This is a genomic window from Bacillus cereus group sp. MG20 (assembly GCF_040459885.1).
In the GTDB taxonomy this organism is placed as follows: domain Bacteria; phylum Bacillota; class Bacilli; order Bacillales; family Bacillaceae_G; genus Bacillus_A; species Bacillus_A cereus.
Genome location: NZ_JARVHF010000001.1, coordinates 4978849 through 5003011, shown reverse-complemented (window position 1 = coordinate 5003011; position 24163 = coordinate 4978849). Strand labels below are relative to the sequence as shown.

The window sequence follows — 24163 nt, the reverse complement described above, 5'->3', positions numbered from 1 at the left end:
CTTTTCCCATGAAATTACCACTGAATAATTCATATCCCTCCTTATTTAAGCGATAAATTTTGTAATTTCTTCATTACTTCTATTATATTATGTAAATTAATATTTAACATTATTAAATGATAAGTATTAATGACTTTCTGGTCAATAAATGTGCTTTATATTATGTAAATACAAAAACCGCATTCTTAATGAAAAGAATACGGTTTTTCATCTATATTTCTTCAATTGTAAAATGTAAAAACTCAGTCTCAAATCCCTTATTTTTAGAAGGACTACACGTGTAAAAACCTATTTTAACAGGCTCCTTCCCTATATCCTCCATTAAATGAGCGATTCTTATTTGTTCCCATTGATGGCTCTTTTTCACATATATTGTATAATCACCGCGTTTTCGAATAATTCGAAAACGAAGTTGTTGCTTAGCTGCTTCAGTTGGATAATCTTGCGTTGACCAGTCAGAATATCCATTATTCGTTACGACAGCACCTAAGTGAGATGGCCCTTCAGGGATATATTCTAAAGATGTTTTTAGCCAACAGTTCTCCGAAATCATAACAAAAAGACCTGCTTGATCGAATTTTGAATTTGGATTCATACGTAACTGAACTTCAGCTTGAAAGTCTGTCATCATCTCATTATAAAATACATGACCATTCATTACTTCAAAACCATAATGTGTTTTAAGCCAAAAATCGGTTTCTGCTTTCGAACGGACAATAAACGCATGATTGTCATTAATCTTATAGTATTCAGGTACATTCATTATAGTGAGTTGCTCAATACGTTCTGGTATATACGATATATTCATAGCTCCTCCATAATAAAGCATTTATATAGTCATTTAAAACTCCGCTAATACTGGGAATTTATAACCTTTAAAATCTAACTCTTTATCACTTCGAACCATTAAATACTTGCTAGACTGTAATTCTGTAAACTGTACATCCTCAACCCCTAATTGATCCGGAGAAAAATAAAATTCGATTTCCGTAAACCTTTCATTGATTTCTCCACATAATTCATCTAAAACCGGAAGTACTGGCGCAAATACTCCAAATAATTTCAACTTTCCATTGTCTACTTCATAAACGATTAGAGCATCTAGTTTCTCTGAATAATACAATTTCTCATTCCATTCCGAATCATACATATTCAAATAAAATGAAGGATGGAAGTTTAAAGTTGAAAAACTATTTGAAAGTCTTTGGCTACTATCAATAGTTTCATGTATTAACTGTCTATTCTCTATATTATAGAAATCTAACTTTTTAAGTAGTGAATCGTTATTATTAATATTTTTATCATATGGTATAGTCATCAAATATTCCTGCACAACTTTAAACCCAAATGCTGTATATAGTTCAGGTTTTTCCGTAAACAATAATGCACATTCACATTTCTTATCGATTTCTTCTATCATTTTATCCATTAATTGTGTCATTAGCCCTTGTCTACGAAAATTAGGGTGTGTCATGACTGATTGAATACCCGCCGCATTTATTTTTTCACCATTAATTAATAATGGGAGTGAAAATGCCGCAACATTTGCAATCACTTTATCTTCTTGTAAAAATGATAAGGCTTTATATGTATCATCCCAATACCCTTTATCCGAAAAATCATTCAATGTTTGAGTTGTAATTCCAAACACTTCTTCAAATAAAGGAAATAACTGCTCTCTTTTCGGTTCTTCTATTAGAAGACTTGCCAATTTTTCAACATTCCCCATGTTGTACCTCCAAATGTTAAATTCCATTAAATTAGATATACTTATATGACCTACTCTTAAAAATAGAGGTCTTACCAATCAATATACTATCATAAAACATAAAAAAAAAGTCTAATTAATTTTATGTTTTGACTATTTGAAAATAAGTCGAATAAAACAATATTAAGATTTCTGGATATTAATTAGTTTATTATATAAAAATAGCGCTTTCTAATTAGCTTTTACTAATAGAAATACACTATTTATAATAAAATATTTTTATTCTTTTATCCCTTCAAGTCTTTCCTTCGTATTAATTTCTTCTCCACTTATACGCTTTTCAAAAGACTTTCTCCAACTACTTGAAAGTGCATTTACTTCTAATATTCTTTTTACCCCTTCAATATTTTGTTTTTCCTTATGCATGATACGATTAGCAAACGCTATTGAAACACCTTTCGGATCAGACTGTAGACTTTTTAATGTATCGACTGATGATACCCATCCTTCTTTTAATACACGAAAATAAAATCCTGTATATCCTGTTTCTTGAAAATATAGTGGTAACTTTGGAATATTATATTTTTTTGCTAATTTAAAACAAGGTTGCCTTGGTTGTGTTACCTGTACGATTGCCTCTCCGAGCTCAAACGTATCACCAATACAAACATCCTCTTCGCGCATACCACTAACTGTTATATTTTCTCCGAAAGCCCCATATACAAGATCTTGATTCAATTCTTTTTCCCAGTATGGATAGTGATCACCAGTATAAACACAAACTGCTTTATCTACTCCTCCATGATGAACTAAGTCCGCCTGTCCATCTCCATTAAATTTTACAAAGGATAAATATACCGGTTCCTTTACTTGTTTCTTATTTATGCCTGTATGAATTACTTTTCCGCCGTATATAACCTCTTTTGGTAATCCTATATTTAAAGATAATAATTGATATTCATTAGCCATTCTATTTCCTCCTTTACAGGTGTTACATGTATTTTCTCTCGATTAATTTTTACAACCCTCTCTGTTACATAAAGATGATTATAAAACCTCTAAAATCATTGTTCAATTCAATTATTTATATAATAATGATAGGTATAACCTATCATTATACTTGAGGTGATTCCAATCGAATTACGACAACTTGAATACTTTTTAGCTGTTTCAAAAGAATTACATTTCACAAAAGCAGCTGAAAAATTAAATATTTCACAGCCTTCACTAAGTCAACAAATACGTGCATTAGAGCATGAAGTAGGAATGCCACTTTTCGATCGAATTGGTAAAAAAATATCATTAACTGAAGCAGGGAAGATTTTATTATCACATAGTAAAACCATTTTTCATGAAGTCGAACAAGCTCGTTCAGCTATTCAAGACCTAAACGGATTACAGCAAGGTTCCTTAACAATAGGGGCTTTGTTAACCGTCGTAAATTATTTACTACCACCAGCTATTTTAAATTTTAATAATTTATATCCTAATATAGAGCTTTCTGTATTAGGGCTTCGTACAGGAGATATTCGTGAAAAATTATTACAAAACGAACTAGATATTGGAATTACATTTCTCCCGGTGCAAGATAAAGAGATTATCTCCATCCCTCTATACAAAAGCGATCTTACATTGGTCGTGCCCACTGGTCATCGATTAGCTGAACGTAATCATGTATCTATTGCTGAATTACAGAACTACCCTTTAATTCTTTTACCTAAAAATTTCTTTTTAACCGAACTAATTACATCTCATTGTCAAAAGTTAAACTTTAAACCAAGGCCAATTTTAGAAATTAGTACGATGGAATCTTTAATCCAAATGGTTTCCAAAGGAATGGGAATTACAGTGTTACCCAAACCATATATAGACTTTTTACAAAATAAAAACATTCAAGCTATTAAAATAGAAAACCCTACTCCAATAATTGAAATAGGGCTAATTTATAGAAAAGATAAATATATGTGTGCTGCAACTCGAGAATTTATTGAGCAACTAAAAATCACAGTACGTTCTTTCCAAAACTAAACAAAAGAGATTATCCTATGAAACCGTTTCACAACAATTTAGTAGAATAATCTCTTTTCAAAACAAAGTAAACATTATATTTAACTCTTATAAACTTTAATGTACCTTTTTAAATATTGGAATATATTTAGTAAAATATGCACCAACTAGCAATAATACAATTGAAAATAACCAAGTAAAAGCACCGCCAAAATGAAACCAATATGCAAACATATTTAAGATTGCAAGTGAAAAGAAGCAAATAGAAGTTACCGCACTTTTCAATCCTTTTATCCCAGACTTTTTTCTCTTTTGATAAGCAATATACATCGCAATGACAAGAAAAAAGATAAGAACAAATGGTAACATAACTTTTAGTATTGATAATCCCTCCAGTATAAATGCACTCTTTACATCACCATCTTATCCCATTTATCTTTTAGGTATCAATTCATTCTTATCTTCCTTCCAAAAGTCAGTATAAGTTTTATTTTTAAAGTTCACGTTCACCTCAGAAAACGGCATACTTCCTCCAACTTTCAATGAATACCAGTCGTTTAAAAGTGGGGATCCGAAACAAATCTTCATTGTACGATCATGTAAATCGAATAATACAGAATGTAAAGTTCCAAACCATTCTTCATAGTTATGCACAGTAAGTCCAGCAGGATATTCTTCTTCTACTAACTTTTTTAAAGACTCTATGCTTACTTGTTCACATCTATTTAAATGCTCATGTAAAAGGTGATATCTCTTTGTTGATTGTTCTAATTTCCTATTATTTAATTTCTGAATTGATGAACTAACTGCATGGTTTGTTGATACAATAAAAGCTTGTTTTTCACCATCAATCGTTATTGTGGATTTATGACCGTCAAATATTTCAATATATGCTGCATTTAAAGGATCAGCTATTATTAAATTAATATTACTAGCAATTGGGATTTCTTCTATTAGTAACTTAGCTTCCTGCACATTTTTACATTTCTCCAACAACAATCGAATTACCGCAAAACATTGTAAACCACTCACCATTGGCTTTCTTAAACCTGCAATATTTCCTACTGGTTGACCACATGCTGAAAATGTAACAGCTAATCCATGCTCGTTTATCCCTTCCGTTCGGCCAAAATATTGAGTAGAAAAGCCACTATGTGCATACGCACCTTCAACATGAGTTGAACAAAAACGCATATCATCTATTACTGGTGACAAATCATAATTCCTTAATACATATGTGTGCTCTAAATCGGTCTTTTTAGGTAATACTGCACAATGACTACAACCTGCTTTCAATAGTGTTTGATAGTAATACATCATATTTTTTGAAGGAATTTTTAACACTTCACAAAACCCCTCAATTTCTTCATTTATGCCTGGACAATGTTTGTTTAGTATATTTCTCGATTCTGTCCAATGGTTATTAGATATTACATTTTCTTCGTGTATAAATTGCGGGATGAGATACGGATTTTGTTTCACGAATTCCCCTTGTTGCTTTCCAATCTCATAATAACTTCCTTTTAATGATGAAAAATACCCCTTTACTTGATACATCAAACTCCCCCTCACATTGGATATATCCATATCGTACCAAATGGATTTCATTCATCCTTGATGTTTTTTACTATCTTTCTTTAACACCATCCCATTTTAATATCTCCACTAATAATTATTTACTAGACAATTAAAGTTTTGTTAATATTGCTGTAATAGCTTTATTTCAAAATAAAGTAGTTTGGATATCAAATGAGCAAAATACTTTGTTAAACCCACTTATAAGCAATCATCTAATTCATGAAATCAAAAAACTTATTTATCAAAATAAAAGGAGAATTTATGTATGAGTAGTTGCAAACCAATTGATAAATTAACTATTGAGGACCTAAAACAAAACCCCATTTGGGAATGGGCAATAGATGAAGAGGAAAACGAAGAACATGACGAAACATGGGTAAAACCAGCGGCAACTACTAATTTCACAGAAGAATTAAACGGTTCAATCGTACTAGGCGAATTATTCTTACATAATGGTGAAAAATTCCCTATGATGTGTGAAATTGATATTGAAGGTGACGAGGCCGTAATTCGTTCTGTTGTTTATTATAAGGAAGCAAAAAATGAGTATATTGCTATAGAAGATATTGTGAAAACGGTCGAAATGCCGTTATCGATTATTATTAATCTTACAATTCATGCAGAATCCAAAACCTTACGCTTCACTGCACATAAAGTAGATATTTATAAAAATTCAATAACGACTAATTTTAATTAAAGTTGGCCGAAATAAAGAAAACAATTATGAAATACAAACTGGGGAATCATTAACGATTCCCCAGTTTTTTAAACTATATTAAAGTATCCCCTTTTCCACTAAAGTCTCTGCGATTTGAACTGAATTCCAAGCCGCACCTTTTAATAGGTTATCGGAAACAATCCAGAGGTGGAATCCGTTTGGCGTATCAGGATCTTTACGTATTCTTCCGACAAATGTATCTATTTTCCCTTCTGCATATAATGGCATTGGATACAGCTGTTCACTAGGGTTATCCTGCAAAATAACACCTGGTGCATCCATTAGTATTCCCTTGATTTCCGCAACGCTTGCTTCTTTTTCCAGTTCTATATAAACCGATTCTGAATGCCCCGATACAACTGGAACACGTACACAAATAGCTGCCATTTTCAAGTTTTCATCTTCTAATATTTTCTTCGTTTCTTGAATCATTTTGACTTCTTCAAAAGTAAAATCATTGTCTGTAAATATATCTACTTGAGGCAGTACATTAAATGCTATTGGATAATGTTTTTTATCTTTTTTCACCGGTAATATATCACTCTTCACTTCTTCACCTGCAAGTATAGACTTAGCCTGCTCTCGTAATTCATGAATCGCATGAATGCCAGAACCCGATACAGCTTGATATGTTGAAACGATAATTCTTTCTAAACCAAATGATTTTCGAATCGGCTGAAGTGCTGTTACCATCTGTAATGCTGAACAATTTGGAACTGCAATGATACCTTTATGCTGTTTTAAAGTGTGCGCATTCACTTCCGGAACAACGAGCGGTACACCTTGTGCCATTCGGTACTCACTTGTGTTATCAATTACAATCGCACCACTAGAAACTGCATGAGTTACAAATTGTCTAGATACTTCTCCCCCAGCGCTAAAAAAGGCAATATCTACACCTTCAAAGCTAGTTGTTTTTGCCTCTTGTATAATTATCTCTCGTCCTTTGAATCTTACTTTCTTACCAGCGGATCGTTTTGACGAAAGCAATGTAACTTCAACTATATTAAACTTCATTTCATTCTCTAACAGTTCAATAATTTTTTGCCCTACCGCACCTGTAGCCCCAACAACAGCTACATGATAGCCCTTTTTGATCATCTGTTCTCCTCCAATATCACCTGAATGAATATTTCTACAATTTCATTTTATACAAAATTTAATCATTTGGAAAATTAAAATACATGATATAATCATTCACAAATCATGATAATAAAAGAGGGATCGCTTATGGAAATGAGACATGTTAAAACATTTTGCGCCATTGTGAAGTATGGTAATTTTTCTAAAGCTGCGCACGCGCTAGGTTATGCGCAATCTACTGTTACAGCACATATGAAAGCTTTAGAGAACGATTTACATATTCCTCTTTTCGATCGGTTAGGGAAAAAAGTGCTACTTACAAAAGCAGGTCATCAATTTCATCCTTATGCATTAGAATTACTTTCAATATATGAAAAAGCGCAAGAAATCCCCCAAAATACAGATTATTTAGAAGGTACATTAAGTATTACATCTAATGAATCATTAGCGGTATACCGATTACCACAATTATTACGTACTTACAAACAGAAAAATCCGAAAGTAAATATCGTACTTGAAACAAACACAAATGAACAAGCATTACAAAAATTACGTGAAGGAGAAACAGACGTTGTCTTCATAATTGGAGAAAGTATAGAACATAATGATTTTATTACGCGTACTTTTAGTAATGAAACATTTGGATGGATTTTACCAGCTTATTCCGCTGCACATACAAATCCATTCCAGTTATTACAGGAAACTCAGTTCATTTTTACAGAACAAAGTTGCGGCTATAGGACAATGGTAGATCGTTTTTTACGTCAAAGCGGAAATATTCCAGCTAAAACATTTGAAACTTCCAATGTTGAAGTCATTAAACAATCCGTCATGTGTGAGTTAGGCATTTCAATTCTTCCTTATATCGTTGTACAGGAAAGTTGTCAAAAAGAACAACTATGTTTTCAGCCTATCGAAACTCCATCCGTTATTCAAAGTCATGTAATCTATCATAAATCCAGATGGATTTCCCCGGTGTTACAGTCGTTTCTTTCCTTACTTGAACCAGATTAAGATATTAAGAAGTACATATAAAAAGAGTAATTGCCTAATAAGCAATTACTCTCTTACATTAATTAGTATATTATTTATTAGTCTGTCCGCCACCTGCAATTAATTTACTACCTGAATATGTACCTTTGTTCATAAACACTTGATTAATTAATTCTTTTTGCTCAGCTTCCGACATTACTCCTTTTCCTTCTCCTAAATTCCCACTTTGTAATTTCCAAATCTTATTGTGATCCCCATCAACCTTTTCATATTTTCCTTGTTTCCATCGTTCTAAAATTTCTACATATGTACTTCCCTGTACAAGATCATTACTCTTTACAATATCAATTAAGCTTTCAATCCGCTCTTGTGTAATAAAAATATAGCCCCACTTTTGATCAGCTTTCGCTTTTTGATGTGCCATTTCATGTAATGCTGTCTGTATGTTCTCATCTGTCCATTTAAAATTTTTATTAAAACCACTATTTGGCAATGAATAATTGCCATTCTCTAAAAGCTTTGCATCTTCTGCTTTTACGTTACTATCAGCTAATACTTCTACTGCTGGAGCAGCTGGTGATGCCTTTTTCGCAGCTGGTTTACTATTATTTAAATAATGCAGCATACCATATGTTAAACCTACTCCGATTACCGCCATACCAGCTAGAATACCGATTATTTTAAATAGTGTTTTCATCGCGCTTGTTTCCTCCCAAATATCTCTGTTCTGACTACCTAATTATTTTTTATATAAAAACTGTTACTTCATTTAAAATATCGCATCCCATCCCCTATCATATTATTTATATATACTTTCTCATATTGTATTTCTTTTTCTTTAAAATTGAAAGATTATCCTGTTAAATATTGAAAGTATTCTACAAATTTTTCCTTTATATTTATAAAGAAGCAAAAAAAACAACGAGCGCGTTCTACAACACACTTTGTTTTTACTTTATGCACGATTTTCTTTTAACCACTTCGTAATAGCATCTAACCTCGAAACATCAAAACGTCTTTCTTCACACACGTTCAAATTTTTTGAGTTTCTTACTATTTCTAATTCATTATTTCTTACACTTTTCGCCTCAATTAATTTACAATACCCATCTGTAACAGTATTTAAATTTTCATAATAACGCTGAAACGATTTTGATATATGTAAATGTTTTTCAAAGTTTCTCCTTCTTTTCGTTTCATCATATACTTTCCGCTTTCTAAGTTCTTCATCGTTCGTATATAAATAAAAATATTGATCCGGAAAACCAATTTCCCTATTTAACATCTTTTCTTTATAAAAATTTTCTATTAAAGATAATGGCTGATTAAATATATCAAAATGAAAACACCAATTATAACTAAGTGGCTGAAATATATCACCATCAAGTATTACTAATTCATATTGCTCTGACTTCTGAACAGCTATATTCCAGCGCTCAACTTGTTTTTCAAAATACCATGTTCTATGTTCATTTTTTGGCCTTTCAAATAAAGAATTCACTTCAGGTATTATATAAGCACCATAATTCTTTTCTAATTCACGGCACGTGGTACTTTTACCAACAGCGCTTGCTCCCTCAAATGCTATTATCCCCATAGTTTCTCCCTCTTTCATTAACTAAAATTTCGTTGTTTCACTTTTCTTCCCCATAACTTTCTCCATAAAACAATTGAAGCAATAGCGAGCATGATTGTTGTAATGATACTACCTTCAATTCCGAACGTGCCTCCATGAAGGAATTCGGGGCCATTTGTTATAGACTTAAAAATTGGAGTAGAATATACAGTTGTGCCACTAACTGCAAAACCATATACATTATATTGAGCCCAGTTCCAAATTGAGTGCCATGCACATATTCCCCACAGACCGTCTTCTTTCAATACGTATAAAGCTGCGAAAACACCCACTAATATTATATTCGATATAGATAATATTGTAATTCCCGGATTAAGTAGATGAAGAAATCCAAATAAAAATGAAGTTACAATTATTCCAACCCATATACGACTTCTAACAGAAAGAACCGGGAATAACCAACCTCGTACAATAATTTCTTCCGTTGCCCCTTGTATTAAAAATGCAACTAGAGATCCTACTATTCCTACTATCACTGTTGAGGTAATATGTTGTACTTGCAATTTCACACTCCCCATTAATAATAGTAGAATAACTGGCGTTGAAATAAATACAAACCCCATTAACGCACCTTTTAAATAATTTCTCATCCATTTCTCTTTCCAAAAACCAATGGATGAAAAAGGTCTTTTTTCTACAAAACGAACCCATATAAATAAAATAAATATAGCTCCGCCAAACGTTAACACCATTCTAACATTGTCATAAATACCTTTCATGAATATCGTTTCAGCTTTTGGTAAAAATAACATAAATAACATAAAAAGTTCGCCTAAAGTCAAAAATATAATGGCTAATATTACAGCAAAGACTGGATGGACCTTTTTTCTCCCTGCTTTTGCTGCTTCAATTATTATAAATGAATTATTTTTCACTTTCTTTTCTCCTTTTATAATATTTAACTACCAACAGTAACAACCATATTTTACCATAAAAAATACATTATTAATATTTACTCTAAGTTTTTCTTACATGATTTTGCATAAATCCAAATTAGGAATAATATATAAATAAAAGAGGTGCCTTTGTGCCTTTACTATTATCACCCAGATTACTCAGTGGTATTACCAGCACTTGCTATTTCCCACCATTTGTTGTAAGATAGTAATTAAGGTCAATTTAACACTATATTTTCTTTGCATATTATCAAGTATCAATCAGGGTCATTTTTTACTCCTTATGGGTTTTTGATAATATGTGAACTTTTATTTTCATTCAAATAAGGCCGATCATATTGTAATTTTTCTACTTTTAGGAGGCATTACCATGACATTAACAGGTAAAGTAAAATGGTTTAACAGCGAAAAAGGTTTCGGTTTCATCGAAGTTGCAGACGGTAACGACGTATTCGTTCACTTCTCAGCTATCACTGGCGACGGCTTCAAGTCTCTTGACGAAGGTCAAGAAGTTAGCTTCGAAGTTGAAGACGGTAACCGCGGACCTCAAGCTAAAAACGTTGTAAAGCTATAATTCAAACAATAAAAAGGTTGTTACCAGCAAGGTTAACAACCTTTTTAATATATAACTAAAATTTTTTACATAAAAGGAGTGGTTACATGTATCGCAATCGAAAGAACGATGTAGCAGAAGTACCACCAGAACAAACCCCTGTTTGGGAATGTGAATCAGAGGATTGTTTAGGATGGATGAGAAAGAACTTTTCATTTGAAGAAGAGCCTAAATGCCCTTTATGTAAAAGTAGCATGAAAAGCGGAGAACGTTTATTACCTAAATTAGGTTAATTTATAATAAAAAAAAACCTCTTTTATTTAAGAGGTTTTTTTTTATTATAAATTTATGTCTTCAATATCAGTTCGCACTATAGAATACAATAATGCATCGTGTTGCTTATTTCCTTGATGAATATATCCGCGCAATAGACCTTCTTTTTGAAAGCCGATTTTAGATAACATTCTACAAGAAGTAACATTTTCAGGATATGTAATAGCTCCAATTCTAAACAAACCCAAATCTTTAAACCCATAATCAATAATTTCTCGAGCCGCTTCTGACGCATAACCATTTCCCCAATAACGAGGATGCAGGTCATATCCAATCTCAGATCGTTTACTCCATAATTGTAAATTGTTTAGTCCAATTGTTCCTATTAAAACGTTCGTTTCTTTTAACACAATTCCCCATCGTATTGCCTTTTTCTCAAAGTAATTTTTCGAAAAAGATTCGATCATACGTGAAGCTTGTCCAAACTCCGTAAAAGAATTCATACCGTAATAACACGTTACTTCATCCAATGAAAAGATTTCATATATTTTTTGACAATAAGATTGTTCTATTTCAACTAAACGTAAGCGTTCTGTTTCTAATATAGGAAATGCCATAGGATCACTCCTTTCTCTCTACTCATTCATTATATCAGAAAAAATATTTATAATTAGTAAAGTCCTTATTGTTCCATAAATCAAACATTTCTAATGACGCATTCCTTCTTTATTCTATATACACAAATTGGATACCTTCTGATTACTACTCAAACATTACGCTATAATTTCCATAAATCGAATTTCAAATTATCAAGAACTGTAAAAAAATTGTTTCTTCATTTTCTCCTTCCAAACAACCACCCTACCCCATACATTCATGGTAAAATATAGTTGATATATTATTTTATTGTGGAGGTGTAAATTTCCTATGTATATATTCATCGGCTTATCCCTCTTACTCATATTACTTATTTTTTTATTCGCAAAAAAATTCACACCAAACTCTTTCATGATGACTAACTTTAAAGGCAATAGCTTTAAGACATTTTCAATCGGTATTTTAATCGCTGCCATGCTCTCACTTTCATATGGAACTTATCATGCAGTAACATATCAACCTAGTTATTTAGATATTAAATTAAAAAATCAAAACTACACTGTTTTCGGTAATGTAGGCGAATTCGGTTATTTCTCCGAAGAATTATTAAAAAAAGATACAGAAGTTCAACTATATTTCGTCTCTTGGAAAAAAATGCAGTTAAAAAATCCGGTAATACTTATAGAATATCCTTCAGGAAAACAAGAAACATGGAAGCCAAATATCGTATTAATACCGATAAGTAAATTACAAGAAAAACATGATATAAAAGATATTTATCAACTATCACCGTATTCATTTAAAGAATCTGGAGAAATAACATTAACAATAAAAGAAAACAATGTAAAAAACAATAAAATTTCCATTCAAATAAAATAAATAAAAACTGTTCCTTCATTTTGCTGAAGGAACAGTTTTTATTTATTCTACAGTATTATTTATTTAATGTAGCCATTATTTCATTGGCAATATTCTTTCCATTTCCAATACACGCACCAATTCCAACACCGTAATATGAGGCACCAGCTAAATATACATTTGGATAAAGATTTGTCATTTTTTCTTGCAATGCTTGAACCGCTTGATTATGTTCTAAATGATATTTCGGCATTAAATCTTTCCAATTTGTAACTTCAACTACTTCTGGTTCACCTTTAATTCCGAGACTCTTTTCAATATCATATAAAGCTACTCGTACTAATTCTTCTTCACTGTAATCCTTGATTGTTTCATATACCGGATTGGTACTCTTATAAAACATTCTAACTAATAATTTTTGTTTACCCGATGTATGTTTCCACTTTCGACTTGTCCATGTACAAGCATCACAATGTAAATCACTGTTTTCCGTTACAATAAACCCCGTACCGTCAGCTGGTAGTTGTTCATCTAGTATGTCAAATCCTAAATAAATACTAATAAGAGATGAGTTTTTAAATGTATTAAACTGCTCATTTAACTCATTAGACTGTAATAAAGTTTGCGCTATATCATGTGGAGCTGCTAAAACAACATAATCAGCTTGTATTGTTTCATGATTTGCAAAAGAAATCTCATATCGATCTTCTTGTTTACTTACAGCCGTCGTTATAGCACCTTTTTTTACGACAGTTTCAGTCAGCACTTCTTCTAAGCGATTAATTATCGTAGATAGTCCACCCTTAAATGATACGAATTTTTTATTTCCTGCTGATTGAAATTGTTTTTTATTCTCTTCAAAACCTTTAATAATACTTCCATACTTATTTTTATAATCCAGTAAATACGGTAATGTAGATGCCATTGTAAGCTCATTCAATTTACCAGAATATACGCCTGAAAGCACAGGAGCAATTTGTCTTTCCACTAACTCTTTCCCTAAAAAGCTTTCTAAAAATAGAGCAAGTGATGTATCTTTCGTAAACTCTTTATTTTTCGTTATGAAATCTTTTAAAGCTACGATTTTCCCCTTCGTTGAGACTAGCGTACTGCTAAACAACGACTGGGCACTCATCGGTATCCCAAATATAGTATCAGAAGGAATTGGATGTAACATGTTTTCAGAATATATGTAAGAAATACCCGTTTCATTATATACCATTTCATTTTCTAAATTTAAATCTTTTACAAGTGGCATAACATGTTCATTACGAGCAACGATTGAATCCGCCCCTGACTCCATAATGAAATCCTTTTCTTCCACACTATGGATTTTACCACCTAAATACTCTTCTTTCTCAATAAGAATTAAATTTAAATCGATATTATAATCCTTTTTTAATTTTTCTAAATAAAACATAGTAGAAAGTCCCGTTATACCTCCACCGATAACAACAACTGTTTTCATATGTGCTGCGCTCCTAACCGATACAATTAATAATTCCTTTTTATTATAACCAAAAGTCCTTATATTCGACTAGCAAGTTGCGCATTCTGTAAGAAATTAGACAATATATTTTAATATATTTTCAAATTACCTAATAAAAAAGAACTATAACATTTACAAACCCCGTCATAGTTCTCTTTATTTTAAAAACATAAAGTAATTGATTAATTTGTCTAGTTCTTGACTCAATGCCAATACTTTTTCATGTTGAATTCCATAATCCGATACTAAATATAAAAGTTCTTCTTTTTTTATTTCAATTACTTTTTCCAATTTCGCTAGTTCCATGTCGTTTTACATCTCTCCAAAAATAAAATGTATGTATTTCAGTATAGCCTACTTACATAATTAGTAAAAGTAAAATACGCATGTAAAATCTTACATATTTGAAAAAATAATATACTACTAACAAAAAAAGAAACTAGATTAAGCTTCCTTTTACAGATTATTGACGTTCATTAAGAATGAATAACATACCGGAATTTTTCTAATGTTATATCTTTATAATTTGGAGCTCTCTTTATATGATTAAAATAACTATATGAGAATTTAAATACATGACCAAAATCCCAATCGAATTCACTATAGTCTTTTATCCAAAATATATTTTCAGTTGGTAAAATATTTGCACGTTTAGATTGAATTAAAGGTAATCGATCTATAGGTGAGTGTAAAGTTATTTCCGTATTCAGCTTGAGCTTTTGGCTAGCTCTTAGTACGTATACTAGTTTTAACAGCGGACGTATCCCTCGTTGAAATAGATCTATATGTCCTAAATCGTACATTATATTAATTGCGTGGGAGTATGTAAGCAAATGCCCAATTAAATCATGATGTGATTCTGCTCGATAAATACTATTAAATTTCGATAACTCATTTAAAACGAATCGAGATACTTGTGTTGGATTACTCAATTCACTTTGTATCTCATCTTCAAAACTTAATTGTTTTACTTCTTTCATCGTATAACCAATCCACGATCTACCTGGAATTGTTTTTCGAAATGATAAAATAAGAGTAGTAATCCCTTCAATTGCTTGATTATCTCCCCATTTTTGTAGCTCTTTCATAGCTAATAAGCTTAATGACGCATAAATGACGTTATGCCCGACCCAATGAAGTTCATCAATCGTTTGTTCTAAAGATTTTATAATCATATTCTCCGCAATTTGAAAATCTATTTCTTTTTTATCATCAATCATCTCACCAATTTTTTTCTTGCTTAGCATCATCCTTGTTTGCGAATGTATATTACGAGCTGTTTCTTCATCAATATGATTATCTTTCATAAAAAAATAACTAGCAATTGCAGCTGCTCCAAAATGTGCATGCCAAATATCATTTGTTTCTTTTTTACATTGAGAAATAATTGAAAGACCGCCTTTTAAAATACTTTTTCCCATTTTCTTACTCCCCTAATAAAAATCACTATATTTTCATCCTAAAGATGGTGTCAGGACAAATAAAATGTGATTCGATTCATCACTTTTATTCAAAAATCGATGCTTCACATTCGGTGGAATACGTACAACATCGCCTTCTTCTAAAAAATATTCTTTTCCCTCCAATTCCACATACACTTCCCCTTTCATAATAACAGCAATCTCTTCCTTATCTTCATGGGAATAATGGCTTTCTGTTGTGTTTGCTTGTTTATTTAAATCCATCATTAGCATTTCAATACGTGCTTTCATAAAATCAGGTGTTAATACATCATATACAATGTGATCATTGTTTTCCCGATATACTTTTTTTCGATCTTTTTTCTTAGAAATGAGCGAATCTGTATCAATATCGTTAATAAAAAGTGTAAACAGCGGTATATTTAATGCTTTTGCAATTAATTCCAAAACATTTAAAGAAGGATTAGCATGTCCTCTTTCAATTTGGCTAATTAACGACGTACTAATCCCTGCATAATCAGCGAATTCACGAATTGTCATATTATTTTTCTTACGATAACTTAATACTGTTTGCCCAAGCCTATCATGTACCATAGTAAAACTTCCTTTCGTCCATCATAATGCATGTTTCGTTGTCTTTGTGCTGACATACTAAACAAAGGCAAATAACCCTTCCCTATTATCTCCGGGACTTATATACTTACCTTTGTACATTATATCGTATTAAGTTTATTATAATAAACATTCTATCGGAGGGACAAACTTTGAAATCACCTATTCTTTCATATTGCATCTTATTTTTTGGTGTATTCGCCTTATCAACTTCAGCTATTTTTGTAAAATTGGCAGATGCTCCTGCGACAATCATTGCTTTTTACCGATTATTCTTTGCCACACTAATTCTGTTACCGTTATTACTATTTAATAAAAATAGTCGAAATGAGCTAAAAACTTTAACGAAAAAACAATGGGCACTTGGATTCGTATCTGGGCTAATTTTGGCTGCACATTATGTACTATGGTTTGAATCATTACAATATACTTCTGTAGCAAGCTCTACAGTTATCGTAACGTTACAACCTTTGTTCTCAATGATTGGTGGTTATTTTTTATTTAAGGAGAGGTTTACAAAAGGAGCAGTTATTGGTTGCCTCATCGCTATTTCAGGTAGTATCATCATTGGCTGGCAAGATTTCCAAATTAGCGGAGAAGCATTATATGGAGATATTTTAGCATTTATCGCTGCCGGTATCATTACTGCTTATTTTTTCATTAGCCAACACGTTCGTAAAGATTTAGCACTTATACCATATTCGGTAATTAGTTATGGAAGTAGTGCTGGCTTTCTTGGTATATTTGCTTTCACGCAACAAGAATCTTTCATCCATTACTCTACACAAACTTGGTTGTGCTTTATTGGATTAGCTTTCATTGCTACAATTTTAGGACAAACCATTTTTAATTGGTTATTAAAATGGATAAGTGCTACTGTAATTTCAATGAGTATTTTAGGTGAAACAATTGGCACTTGTATACTAGCGTACTTTATATTACATGAGACCATTTCTTTACAACAAGGACTAGGAATTACCGTTATTTTTATTGGTTTAGTATTATTTTTAATACAGCCAAATTCTAATAAAAAAGCATGACAGTATACTGTCATGCTTTTAACTACTAATTATGTACAATTAAACCATCCGGTCTAAAACGACTCATCATAATTTCATTAATAAACTTTCCGTGAGCTTTCAAATTCCCTATCTTTACTCCCTCTTCTACAAATCCAAATTTTTCATATAAAGCTTTTGCTTTTGGATTCGTTTCTAACACACCTAGTTCTACTCTCTCTAACATTAACCAATTATCAGCCAAATCAAGCATCTTCGTAAGAAGTGCTTTCCCAATTCCTTTATTATGATATTCACTATCAACCCCAATGAATAAATCGCCTGAATGAGATCTTCGTCCCGGACTTTGTGTTAAACCTACAAACCCAACAATTTCTCCATCATATTCTGCAACAAATTCAAATTGATTTGGTGCTAAATTTCGAATTCTATTTTCCATAGCTTCTACACGCATGCTAGGTAAGAAAACCATATACGGTAAAACGTCATCCTGTATACATATACGATGAATTGCTCTAGCATCTTGTATTTCTACTGCTCTAACGTTGATCCCCATCTTTCTCTCCTCCATATAAATAACAATATATTTGTGGTATATTCTAGAAACGTTCACGAATGACCTTCTCGTCCGTATTTCTTTATGTCATTTTTACATAATTATTTCGATATAATACTTAATTTCCAAAAAGATTAACAACTATATCTATATGGTTAACTTTTCACTTTATTATATAAATTAAGCAAATTTTCAATTGGAATACCATTTAGTTTCATGCCGACTATATCACAATTTTCTATTTCAATATTTTTCAGATTACTATTACTTATGGTGCTACCTTCCAAATCACATTTATCGAATAAAATAGGTTCCTTCTCATCTCCGAGACTTGTATTTTTAAATTGCACTCCACCTAAAGTCACCAAATTAAATTTACTACCAGAAAGATTTAAATCTGCATATGATGACCATCTAAAATTTATATTTCTAAACTTTGATTGACTTACATTACAATTACTCATATTCGTATTCATTATATTGCTACCAACAAATGAACTGTTTTTTAAATTCACTTGATAATACTCTGTATTTGCTAAATTACAGTTTTCGTATTGACTATTTTTCATATCTTTATTTGTAACTACACTCTCTTTATTTGAGCTTGTTTTTATTCTTTTCACGTAACAATACTCATCTTCCGATTCAAAAATCATTTGGTAGCCCATCTTTTTATAAAAGTGATGATTATTAATTTGTCTACTAGATGTTTCGAGATCCCAAATCTTTATGTTTGGATATTCCTTTTCTATTAATTTCATAACATGTGATCCAATTCCTTTTCCTTGATAAACAGGATCTACAAAAATACGATCAATTCGACCATACGACTTACCAGAAATCGTAACTATTATCCCTCCAATTATTTCTTTATCCATTACAACTTTGAAAGAATTCAATTCTTCAATGGAATATTCCATCATTTCAACTGAAGAATATCCTGGCGGTTGAATGTTATAATCAATGACATCATCTTGGCCGTATAGCCATTGTTTTGCTTCTGCATCAAATGTTCTTTTCATTATTTCTGTTAATTTCTCAGCATCTAAAATTGTAGCTTTTTCTATAGATATCATTGTTGTTTTCCCCTTCATTATTACAAACCAATAATTTTTGTGAATGCCATAATTATCAATTCACTTTTGTTTTTAATGCTTTTCCCATTATTACATATGGAACATCATTTTTACTTGGATGAAATGGCTCCAATACATTTATCCAATCTAATCTTTCATATAACGAACGTGCTTTTTCATTGTTTATTTGTGTTGTTAAAACACTCGTTCTATTTGAAACCCCTTCTAGTAATTTATTATGTAATTTCGTTCCAAGACCTTTATTTTGATATTGTGGGTGAACTGCTAACTCTACAAATTCAAAACAATCTTGCAACCATTCGTCTACTTGCTCTAGATGTAACGCTTCTCTCATTAATTGATTATAGTACTGTCCCTCCATTGAGCGATAACCATAAGTAAAACCAACTACTTCATTTTCATCATTTATTGCTACTATACCTTTAAAACCTGTATATTCTATATGCCTATTCATTCGCTTGATCATTTCATTGAAATTTGTTTTCTCAAATAATTTACAATACAAATTTGCCATATTCCCAATTAGGATCTCCTCTTTTTCAATGCTTACAAATTTCACTTTACTCCCCCCAATTAAAACATTTATATCCTTTTTAAAAACTAAGAAAATTAACACTAATCACTCTCTTTACTATTAAACTACAAATCACCCTATATTTTCCACAGTTACTTAGTATTAATGAATAATAAAAAGAGACCATGTAATATAAACATGTTCTCTTCTTTTATTCATTTTCAATTTTATCCCGCTATTTGCCTGGCAGTAAGACCCCCACCTCAAAATTCAGCGAAAGCAAAGAAGTTAGGTGGAGGATCAATTGCCCGTAAAATCCCGATTGATGAGGGCTGACCCCCCCCACTGATTAAAGTTTCACTTTATATAATTAAAAATTAGATATTACTTAAGCCACTCGTTGCAAGTATTACTTAACTGCTGTAAATCTTCTATAAATTTACTCGCATCATATCCATCACAAACCGAATGATGTACTTGCAATGAAACTGGTAGCATAACCTTGTTTCCTTCGTTAAAATATTTCCCACAAGTTATAATTGGCAATAGAAAATTTTCATCATTATTAATATTAAGATTAAATCCAGTAAAACTAGTCCAAGGTATGCTAGAAATCGGAAATACATTAGGCGGAATATTTTCTTTCGTGAAAAGACCATGAACACTAGCATAGTATCTCATATCATCTTCATACTTTTTATAGAAAGTGCGGAAATCACTTGAATAATCCGTCCATATACTTGAAAAAGACTTATCATCTTTATGAAAGATTGTATAACTCGGTATCATTTCCTCCCAATAGCCTAAAACTCCTTCATCGTTAAAACATGTTCGAAATTTTTTATGATTATTTACTACTCTAGAAATTAAATATATAAAAGCGGGATAAAATTTTATTCCCTTTTGATATACTTCCTCTAATAACATCGTGATATCAACATTCACAGTCATACTAAATGTACAGTTCAACTTTAAATAATGCTCAAAATACCGCTCTCTATTCCAATCTTCTCTATCAATTACATGAAACTTCATTCTAATAGCCTCCTAAAATTTTCTTTTTATTTTAGAAGGCTAATTCCCTTGCTCTCACCATACTTGTTCACTCCTAACAGTTTACAATTCACCCTAATTATTCATTTAATTATATAACATATGTAAGAATCAATTCACATATTTCTGGAAATCCATCCACATACTATAGATAAATCAAATGAAATTTGGAGGATACATACATGAATAACAAAAATATGAATAAAAAAGAAAATGTTACTGAAAACACTACATCTATTCAAAATAATAATACTGCAAATCTTACTATCGAAGAACAAGCAATGAACGGCTTATACGGAATGCCCGAAACAACAATTGAAGATGCTGATCACGCTGCAGCTGATGATTTGACTTCAAAAAATTAATTAACTACATTGAAAAAAGCCAAGGAAAATATCCTTGGCTTTTTTAACTATGCATCCACCTTTTGTATTTCTTCACTCTTTCTTGAAAGTTTACCTGGCCAAAAAGCAAATCGGCCTAAAACTACTGTAATCGCGGGTACAAGTAACGGTCTTACGATAAACGTATCTAGTAATACGCCAATTGCAGTTACAATACCAAATTGAACTAATACTTGAATTGGAAGTGTACCTAACACTGCAAAAGTTCCTGCTAAAATTAAACCAGCCGATGTAATAACACTACCTGTTTGTATTACACCATTTTTTACTGCATCCAAGTGATTTTGTGTCTTTCTGTTTTTCCATATTTCTGAAACCATAAAGATATTATAATCTTCACCTAAAGCAACTAAAAATACGAATGCGTACAACGGTATCGCACCTTGAATGGCCGGCGCACCCATACCGTAATGAAGTAATATCCATCCTGCTCCTAACGCTGAGAAGAATGATAAAACGACAGTTACAATTAAATAAATCATCGCAACAACCGATCGTAAGTAAACAAGTAATAGTAAAGCGATAATGCTAATCATTACTGGAATAATTACTGATTCATCACGTTCCGTAATTTGCTTTGTATCATATAATGAAGCTGTTTCCCCACCAATCCATAATTGATCTTTAGCATTACTAATCCCAGCATCTTTTAATACTTTTTCTATACTACTTTTCAATTTAGGAATTTGATCTAACGCTTCAATTGAGTATGGATTTTCCGCTAAAGAAACTTCATACATTTGTATTTGCTTATTTTCTTTTCCCTCTTTTGGCTCTTTCACTGTATTTACGAAAGAAAATTTCTCTAGTTCTTGTTTAATAGGAAGCTCTTTGCCTTTCGTATCAACAACAACTTTTATTGGTGCTAGTTCACCAGCTGAGAAATGATCACTAATTAACGTAAACCCTTCACGAGAAGGCATATCCTTTGGAAACGACTCTAATAAGTCATATGTGTATTGAATACGTGGTACGAATGAAGCCAATCCGCCTAATACAAATACAGTTAGCATAATTATTGTCCACGGTCTTCGTACTACAATATCTCCAAGTTTTTTACTAAAGGAGCCTTTTGATTTTTCAACTTTTACAGCCCTCTTTTTCTTTCTTGCAAACTCCTCATTCATTGAAGTTGTTCTCGGTATAAACGGGAAAAATGCAATCCTACCGAATATTAATAATAGTGCTGGTAAAATCGTTAAAGCAGCGATTCCCATTATAAATACAGCAACACTAAATGGTACTGCAAATCGATGAAAGGCTCCATAATGAGCAAGTAGTAATGTTCCTAATCCAAGTACAACAGTTAATGCACTCATTATAATTGCACCGCCAGAAGCTTTAATCGCAAGTTGTAATGCTTTATATTTACTTTCTTCTTCTAACAAGTACTCTCTATATCTCGAAATTAAAAATAGACAATAGTCCGTTCCAGCGCCAAACAATAATACTGTCATAATTGATATCGCTTGGGCATCTACTTTAATCCATCCGTGATCAGCTAAAAAACCGAGTGTAGGACTAATAATACCGTATGCAAAGCCAACAACAAGTATAGGTAAAATCGCTAAAATTGGTGAACGATACAGTAAAATTAACAAAACTAACACTAGTAGTACAGTAGCCACTAACAATTTCACATCTGCTTGACTAAATAAACTAACTGCATCCGTTTGAATACCTACAGGTCCTGATAATCGAACATGTAAACCAGATTCACTTATTTTTTGTTTAAATGGATCTTCATCCACCTTACTATTCACTATTTTTCTAAACTCTTCAAGATTTCCTTTTAATATATCTGTACCAGCAGATTTATTAAAAAATACCGGTGTAACAAATGATGTACCATCTTTTGATGCACTTTTTGATAATACTTGCTCTGGGATTGTATCAAATGGTGGTAACGTTGATTGTTCTTTTAAAGGACTAGCTTTTAACTCCTTATAAACATCTTGTATGAGTTTATAATCCTGTGACTGTAATCCACCATCTCTATACCATACTACTAACAACGGATTCCCTGCATTATTCGGAAACTCTTTTTTCATAAGCGCTTCCGCTTGCTGTGACATAGCTGTTTCAGGTAAATTTTTCGGATTCGGTTCTTTCGTACTGTTTACTTGTGGTAACGTAAATGAAAGTAATAATGTAATAAGAATCCACACCGATAAAGTGATCCACTGCGTATTTCTCCCTGCTACAAGCCTCCCTAACATATGTAACGGGTGCTTTTTCATAAAAACCCACCTTCCTTTTTTCCTCCATTATTAATTATATATACTGGTCGGTTAATTAATCAAGAATGATTGAAAATTATGTTATAATTATCTCAATCATAAATGTCAGGAGCGAATGTATTTGGAACAAAAACAACGTCCTCTCGGAAGGCCGCGTCAAAATAAAAATACAAAATCTACAAAAGAAACCATTTTAGAAGTAGCAACCCGCTTATTTCTTACACAAAATTATCAAGTCGTTTCTATGGATGAGGTCGCAAAAGTTTGTGGGGTTACGAAAGCAACTGTCTACTATTACTATTCAACAAAAGCCGATTTATTTACCGCTACTATGATCGAAATGATGGTACGTATACGTGAGAATATGTCTCAAATACTCTCTACAAACAAAACGTTAGAAGAAAGATTATTAGACTTCGCTAAAGTTTACTTACACGCAACGATGGATATTGATATGAAAAATTTTATGAGAGATGCAAAACTGTCGTTATCTGAAGAACAATTGAAAGAATTAAAAAATGCTGAAGATAATATGTATGAAGTACTAGAAAAAGCACTCGATAATGCGATGCACATCGGAGAAATCCCGAAAGGGAACGCTAAATTTGCGGCTCATGCTTTCGTATCTTTATTATCAATTGGGAATTTTAAAGATGAAAATCACAATCCTATTCTTGCAAATATAGATGAATTATCACAAGAAATCGTTTCTTTTTATTGGAACGGATTAGGTCATTCATATTAAACTGATTTTCTTTAATAAAAGAGCATGTTTGAATTTTTTCAAACATGCTCTTTTATAATTTATTTATATACTAATAATCAGATTATACTTCAATGCTGTTTAACAAAAAATTT

28 protein-coding genes are annotated in these 24163 nt (G+C 31.8%); 9 read left to right on the top strand and 19 right to left on the bottom strand.

Going from position 1 to position 24163, the window contains the following annotated elements; all coding sequences use genetic code 11:
• Positions 1-211 precede the first annotated feature (211 nt).
• The 3 genes from QCI81_RS25735 to QCI81_RS25725 all read right to left on the bottom strand — a co-directional run bounded on the left by QCI81_RS25735 (position 212) and on the right by QCI81_RS25725 (position 2677).
• Entirely contained in the window at positions 212-808 is a 597-nt protein-coding gene (locus tag QCI81_RS25735; RefSeq protein WP_071730200.1) for a DUF1349 domain-containing protein, read from the bottom strand.
• Positions 809-841: 33 nt separating this feature from the next.
• A complete protein-coding gene (locus QCI81_RS25730) occupies positions 842-1729 on the bottom strand; it encodes a GNAT family N-acetyltransferase (RefSeq protein ID WP_071730195.1) in 888 nt (295 codons plus the stop codon).
• Positions 1730-1987: 258 nt separating this feature from the next.
• On the bottom strand, positions 1988-2677 hold the full coding sequence (locus tag QCI81_RS25725; protein WP_001262982.1) for an MOSC domain-containing protein: 690 nt from the start codon (positions 2675-2677) through the stop codon (positions 1988-1990).
• Between the two features lie 156 nt (positions 2678-2833).
• On the opposite strand from QCI81_RS25725, the gene QCI81_RS25720 reads away from it, so the two are divergent.
• Positions 2834-3736: a LysR family transcriptional regulator gene (locus QCI81_RS25720; protein WP_000612238.1), complete on the top strand. Its 903-nt coding sequence runs from the start codon at positions 2834-2836 to the stop codon at positions 3734-3736.
• 96 nt (positions 3737-3832) lie between these two features.
• Here the strand turns inward: QCI81_RS25720 and QCI81_RS25715 are convergent, their stop codons facing one another.
• Positions 3833-4084, bottom strand: coding sequence for a hypothetical protein (locus QCI81_RS25715; protein ID WP_071730193.1), 252 nt, complete (start codon positions 4082-4084; stop codon positions 3833-3835).
• Positions 4085-4147: 63 nt separating this feature from the next.
• Positions 4148-5272 carry a C45 family autoproteolytic acyltransferase/hydrolase gene (locus QCI81_RS25710; RefSeq protein WP_000285230.1) on the bottom strand — a complete coding sequence of 375 codons (1125 nt, stop codon included), beginning with the start codon at positions 5270-5272 and terminating at the stop codon, positions 4148-4150.
• Between the two features lie 286 nt (positions 5273-5558).
• Here QCI81_RS25710 and QCI81_RS25705 point away from each other — a divergent pair, with 286 nt between their 5' ends.
• Positions 5559-5990, top strand: coding sequence for a hypothetical protein (locus tag QCI81_RS25705; protein ID WP_000093107.1), 432 nt, complete (start codon positions 5559-5561; stop codon positions 5988-5990).
• Between the two features lie 78 nt (positions 5991-6068).
• Here the strand turns inward: QCI81_RS25705 and QCI81_RS25700 are convergent, their stop codons facing one another.
• A complete protein-coding gene (locus tag QCI81_RS25700) occupies positions 6069-7112 on the bottom strand; it encodes an aspartate-semialdehyde dehydrogenase (RefSeq protein ID WP_353810914.1) in 1044 nt (347 codons plus the stop codon).
• A 129-nt stretch (positions 7113-7241) separates the two neighbouring features.
• Between QCI81_RS25700 and QCI81_RS25695 the strand changes: the two genes are divergently transcribed.
• Entirely contained in the window at positions 7242-8108 is an 867-nt protein-coding gene (locus QCI81_RS25695; protein ID WP_000425897.1) for a LysR family transcriptional regulator, read from the top strand.
• Positions 8109-8178: 70 nt separating this feature from the next.
• Here the strand turns inward: QCI81_RS25695 and QCI81_RS25690 are convergent, their stop codons facing one another.
• The 3 genes from QCI81_RS25690 to QCI81_RS25680 form a co-directional block, all read right to left on the bottom strand.
• Positions 8179-8784 (bottom strand): PRK06770 family protein, encoded by a 606-nt coding sequence (locus QCI81_RS25690; protein ID WP_053564524.1) that lies wholly within the window; start codon positions 8782-8784, stop codon positions 8179-8181.
• A 258-nt stretch (positions 8785-9042) separates the two neighbouring features.
• A complete protein-coding gene (locus tag QCI81_RS25685) occupies positions 9043-9702 on the bottom strand; it encodes a DEAD/DEAH box helicase family protein (RefSeq protein WP_139213228.1) in 660 nt (219 codons plus the stop codon).
• Positions 9702-10598 (bottom strand): CPBP family intramembrane glutamic endopeptidase, encoded by an 897-nt coding sequence (locus QCI81_RS25680; RefSeq protein WP_000794825.1) that lies wholly within the window; start codon positions 10596-10598, stop codon positions 9702-9704. The genes QCI81_RS25685 and QCI81_RS25680 overlap by 1 nt, the downstream gene beginning before the upstream one ends.
• A 391-nt stretch (positions 10599-10989) precedes the next feature.
• On the opposite strand from QCI81_RS25680, the gene cspD reads away from it, so the two are divergent.
• Together cspD and QCI81_RS25670 are read left to right on the top strand one after the other, a co-directional pair.
• Positions 10990-11193: a cold-shock protein CspD gene (cspD, locus tag QCI81_RS25675; RefSeq protein WP_000176365.1), complete on the top strand. Its 204-nt coding sequence runs from the start codon at positions 10990-10992 to the stop codon at positions 11191-11193.
• 86 nt (positions 11194-11279) lie between these two features.
• Positions 11280-11465 carry a cold-shock protein gene (locus QCI81_RS25670; protein ID WP_000286203.1) on the top strand — a complete coding sequence of 62 codons (186 nt, stop codon included), beginning with the start codon at positions 11280-11282 and terminating at the stop codon, positions 11463-11465.
• 45 nt (positions 11466-11510) lie between these two features.
• On the opposite strand, the gene QCI81_RS25665 is transcribed toward QCI81_RS25670, so the two are convergent.
• Positions 11511-12062 carry a GNAT family N-acetyltransferase gene (locus QCI81_RS25665; RefSeq protein WP_000885398.1) on the bottom strand — a complete coding sequence of 184 codons (552 nt, stop codon included), beginning with the start codon at positions 12060-12062 and terminating at the stop codon, positions 11511-11513.
• Between the two features lie 310 nt (positions 12063-12372).
• Here QCI81_RS25665 and QCI81_RS25660 point away from each other — a divergent pair, with 310 nt between their 5' ends.
• On the top strand, positions 12373-12921 hold the full coding sequence (locus QCI81_RS25660; protein WP_071730190.1) for a hypothetical protein: 549 nt from the start codon (positions 12373-12375) through the stop codon (positions 12919-12921).
• A 55-nt stretch (positions 12922-12976) separates the two neighbouring features.
• Here the strand turns inward: QCI81_RS25660 and QCI81_RS25655 are convergent, their stop codons facing one another.
• From QCI81_RS25655 to QCI81_RS25640, 4 genes are all read right to left on the bottom strand, one after another.
• On the bottom strand, positions 12977-14368 hold the full coding sequence (locus QCI81_RS25655; protein ID WP_000860350.1) for a protoporphyrinogen oxidase: 1392 nt from the start codon (positions 14366-14368) through the stop codon (positions 12977-12979).
• 177 nt (positions 14369-14545) lie between these two features.
• Positions 14546-14695, bottom strand: coding sequence for an aspartyl-phosphate phosphatase Spo0E family protein (locus tag QCI81_RS25650; RefSeq protein ID WP_000417698.1), 150 nt, complete (start codon positions 14693-14695; stop codon positions 14546-14548).
• A 170-nt stretch (positions 14696-14865) separates the two neighbouring features.
• On the bottom strand, positions 14866-15810 hold the full coding sequence (locus QCI81_RS25645; protein WP_071730188.1) for a hypothetical protein: 945 nt from the start codon (positions 15808-15810) through the stop codon (positions 14866-14868).
• Between the two features lie 33 nt (positions 15811-15843).
• Positions 15844-16404 carry a helix-turn-helix domain-containing protein gene (locus tag QCI81_RS25640; RefSeq protein ID WP_071730186.1) on the bottom strand — a complete coding sequence of 187 codons (561 nt, stop codon included), beginning with the start codon at positions 16402-16404 and terminating at the stop codon, positions 15844-15846.
• A gap of 170 nt (positions 16405-16574) precedes the next feature.
• On the opposite strand from QCI81_RS25640, the gene QCI81_RS25635 reads away from it, so the two are divergent.
• Positions 16575-17462 carry a DMT family transporter gene (locus tag QCI81_RS25635; protein WP_071730184.1) on the top strand — a complete coding sequence of 296 codons (888 nt, stop codon included), beginning with the start codon at positions 16575-16577 and terminating at the stop codon, positions 17460-17462.
• A gap of 25 nt (positions 17463-17487) precedes the next feature.
• Here QCI81_RS25635 and QCI81_RS25630 read toward each other — a convergent pair whose 3' ends face one another.
• The 4 genes from QCI81_RS25630 to catA all read right to left on the bottom strand — a co-directional run bounded on the left by QCI81_RS25630 (position 17488) and on the right by catA (position 20643).
• Positions 17488-17997, bottom strand: a complete 510-nt coding sequence (locus QCI81_RS25630; protein WP_063547205.1) for a GNAT family N-acetyltransferase — start codon at positions 17995-17997, stop codon at positions 17488-17490.
• 155 nt (positions 17998-18152) lie between these two features.
• Positions 18153-19091, bottom strand: a complete 939-nt coding sequence (locus QCI81_RS25625; protein WP_071730182.1) for a GNAT family N-acetyltransferase — start codon at positions 19089-19091, stop codon at positions 18153-18155.
• 37 nt (positions 19092-19128) lie between these two features.
• Positions 19129-19653, bottom strand: coding sequence for a GNAT family N-acetyltransferase (locus QCI81_RS25620; RefSeq protein ID WP_071730214.1), 525 nt, complete (start codon positions 19651-19653; stop codon positions 19129-19131).
• Between the two features lie 339 nt (positions 19654-19992).
• The gene (catA, locus tag QCI81_RS25615; RefSeq protein ID WP_071730180.1) at positions 19993-20643 is read right to left on the bottom strand and encodes a type A chloramphenicol O-acetyltransferase; all 651 of its coding nucleotides are present in this window, start codon (positions 20641-20643) and stop codon (positions 19993-19995) included.
• A 200-nt stretch (positions 20644-20843) separates the two neighbouring features.
• Between catA and QCI81_RS25610 the strand changes: the two genes are divergently transcribed.
• A complete protein-coding gene (locus QCI81_RS25610; protein ID WP_001060657.1) occupies positions 20844-21026 on the top strand; it encodes a DUF4021 domain-containing protein in 183 nt (60 codons plus the stop codon).
• Between the two features lie 47 nt (positions 21027-21073).
• Here the strand turns inward: QCI81_RS25610 and QCI81_RS25605 are convergent, their stop codons facing one another.
• The gene (locus tag QCI81_RS25605) at positions 21074-23305 is read right to left on the bottom strand and encodes an MMPL family transporter (RefSeq protein WP_071730178.1); all 2232 of its coding nucleotides are present in this window, start codon (positions 23303-23305) and stop codon (positions 21074-21076) included.
• Positions 23306-23426: 121 nt separating this feature from the next.
• Between QCI81_RS25605 and QCI81_RS25600 the strand changes: the two genes are divergently transcribed.
• The gene (locus QCI81_RS25600; RefSeq protein ID WP_071730177.1) at positions 23427-24050 is read left to right on the top strand and encodes a TetR/AcrR family transcriptional regulator; all 624 of its coding nucleotides are present in this window, start codon (positions 23427-23429) and stop codon (positions 24048-24050) included.
• Positions 24051-24163: the final 113 nt, after the last annotated feature.

What these genes read in the sequence shown, in the direction of transcription:
- QCI81_RS25735 (WP_071730200.1), bottom strand. Translation starts at nt 808, where the DNA reads ATGAATATATCGTATATACCAGAACGTATTGAGCAACTCACTATAATG.
- QCI81_RS25730 (WP_071730195.1), bottom strand. Translation starts at nt 1,729, where the DNA reads ATGGGGAATGTTGAAAAATTGGCAAGTCTTCTAATAGAAGAACCGAAA.
- QCI81_RS25725 (WP_001262982.1), bottom strand. Translation starts at nt 2,677, where the DNA reads ATGGCTAATGAATATCAATTATTATCTTTAAATATAGGATTACCAAAA.
- QCI81_RS25715 (WP_071730193.1), bottom strand. Translation starts at nt 4,084, where the DNA reads ATGTTACCATTTGTTCTTATCTTTTTTCTTGTCATTGCGATGTATATT.
- QCI81_RS25710 (WP_000285230.1), bottom strand. Translation starts at nt 5,272, where the DNA reads ATGTATCAAGTAAAGGGGTATTTTTCATCATTAAAAGGAAGTTATTAT.
- QCI81_RS25705 (WP_000093107.1), top strand. Translation starts at nt 5,559, where the DNA reads ATGAGTAGTTGCAAACCAATTGATAAATTAACTATTGAGGACCTAAAA.
- QCI81_RS25700 (WP_353810914.1), bottom strand. Translation starts at nt 7,112, where the DNA reads ATGATCAAAAAGGGCTATCATGTAGCTGTTGTTGGGGCTACAGGTGCG.
- QCI81_RS25695 (WP_000425897.1), top strand. Translation starts at nt 7,242, where the DNA reads ATGGAAATGAGACATGTTAAAACATTTTGCGCCATTGTGAAGTATGGT.
- QCI81_RS25690 (WP_053564524.1), bottom strand. Translation starts at nt 8,784, where the DNA reads ATGAAAACACTATTTAAAATAATCGGTATTCTAGCTGGTATGGCGGTA.
- QCI81_RS25685 (WP_139213228.1), bottom strand. Translation starts at nt 9,702, where the DNA reads ATGAAAGAGGGAGAAACTATGGGGATAATAGCATTTGAGGGAGCAAGC.
- cspD (WP_000176365.1), top strand. Translation starts at nt 10,990, where the DNA reads ATGACATTAACAGGTAAAGTAAAATGGTTTAACAGCGAAAAAGGTTTC.
- QCI81_RS25670 (WP_000286203.1), top strand. Translation starts at nt 11,280, where the DNA reads ATGTATCGCAATCGAAAGAACGATGTAGCAGAAGTACCACCAGAACAA.
- QCI81_RS25665 (WP_000885398.1), bottom strand. Translation starts at nt 12,062, where the DNA reads ATGGCATTTCCTATATTAGAAACAGAACGCTTACGTTTAGTTGAAATA.
- QCI81_RS25660 (WP_071730190.1), top strand. Translation starts at nt 12,373, where the DNA reads ATGTATATATTCATCGGCTTATCCCTCTTACTCATATTACTTATTTTT.
- QCI81_RS25655 (WP_000860350.1), bottom strand. Translation starts at nt 14,368, where the DNA reads ATGAAAACAGTTGTTGTTATCGGTGGAGGTATAACGGGACTTTCTACT.
- QCI81_RS25650 (WP_000417698.1), bottom strand. Translation starts at nt 14,695, where the DNA reads ATGGAACTAGCGAAATTGGAAAAAGTAATTGAAATAAAAAAAGAAGAA.
- QCI81_RS25645 (WP_071730188.1), bottom strand. Translation starts at nt 15,810, where the DNA reads ATGGGAAAAAGTATTTTAAAAGGCGGTCTTTCAATTATTTCTCAATGT.
- QCI81_RS25640 (WP_071730186.1), bottom strand. Translation starts at nt 16,404, where the DNA reads ATGGTACATGATAGGCTTGGGCAAACAGTATTAAGTTATCGTAAGAAA.
- QCI81_RS25630 (WP_063547205.1), bottom strand. Translation starts at nt 17,997, where the DNA reads ATGGGGATCAACGTTAGAGCAGTAGAAATACAAGATGCTAGAGCAATT.
- QCI81_RS25625 (WP_071730182.1), bottom strand. Translation starts at nt 19,091, where the DNA reads ATGAAGGGGAAAACAACAATGATATCTATAGAAAAAGCTACAATTTTA.
- catA (WP_071730180.1), bottom strand. Translation starts at nt 20,643, where the DNA reads ATGAAGTTTCATGTAATTGATAGAGAAGATTGGAATAGAGAGCGGTAT.
- QCI81_RS25610 (WP_001060657.1), top strand. Translation starts at nt 20,844, where the DNA reads ATGAATAACAAAAATATGAATAAAAAAGAAAATGTTACTGAAAACACT.
- QCI81_RS25605 (WP_071730178.1), bottom strand. Translation starts at nt 23,305, where the DNA reads ATGAAAAAGCACCCGTTACATATGTTAGGGAGGCTTGTAGCAGGGAGA.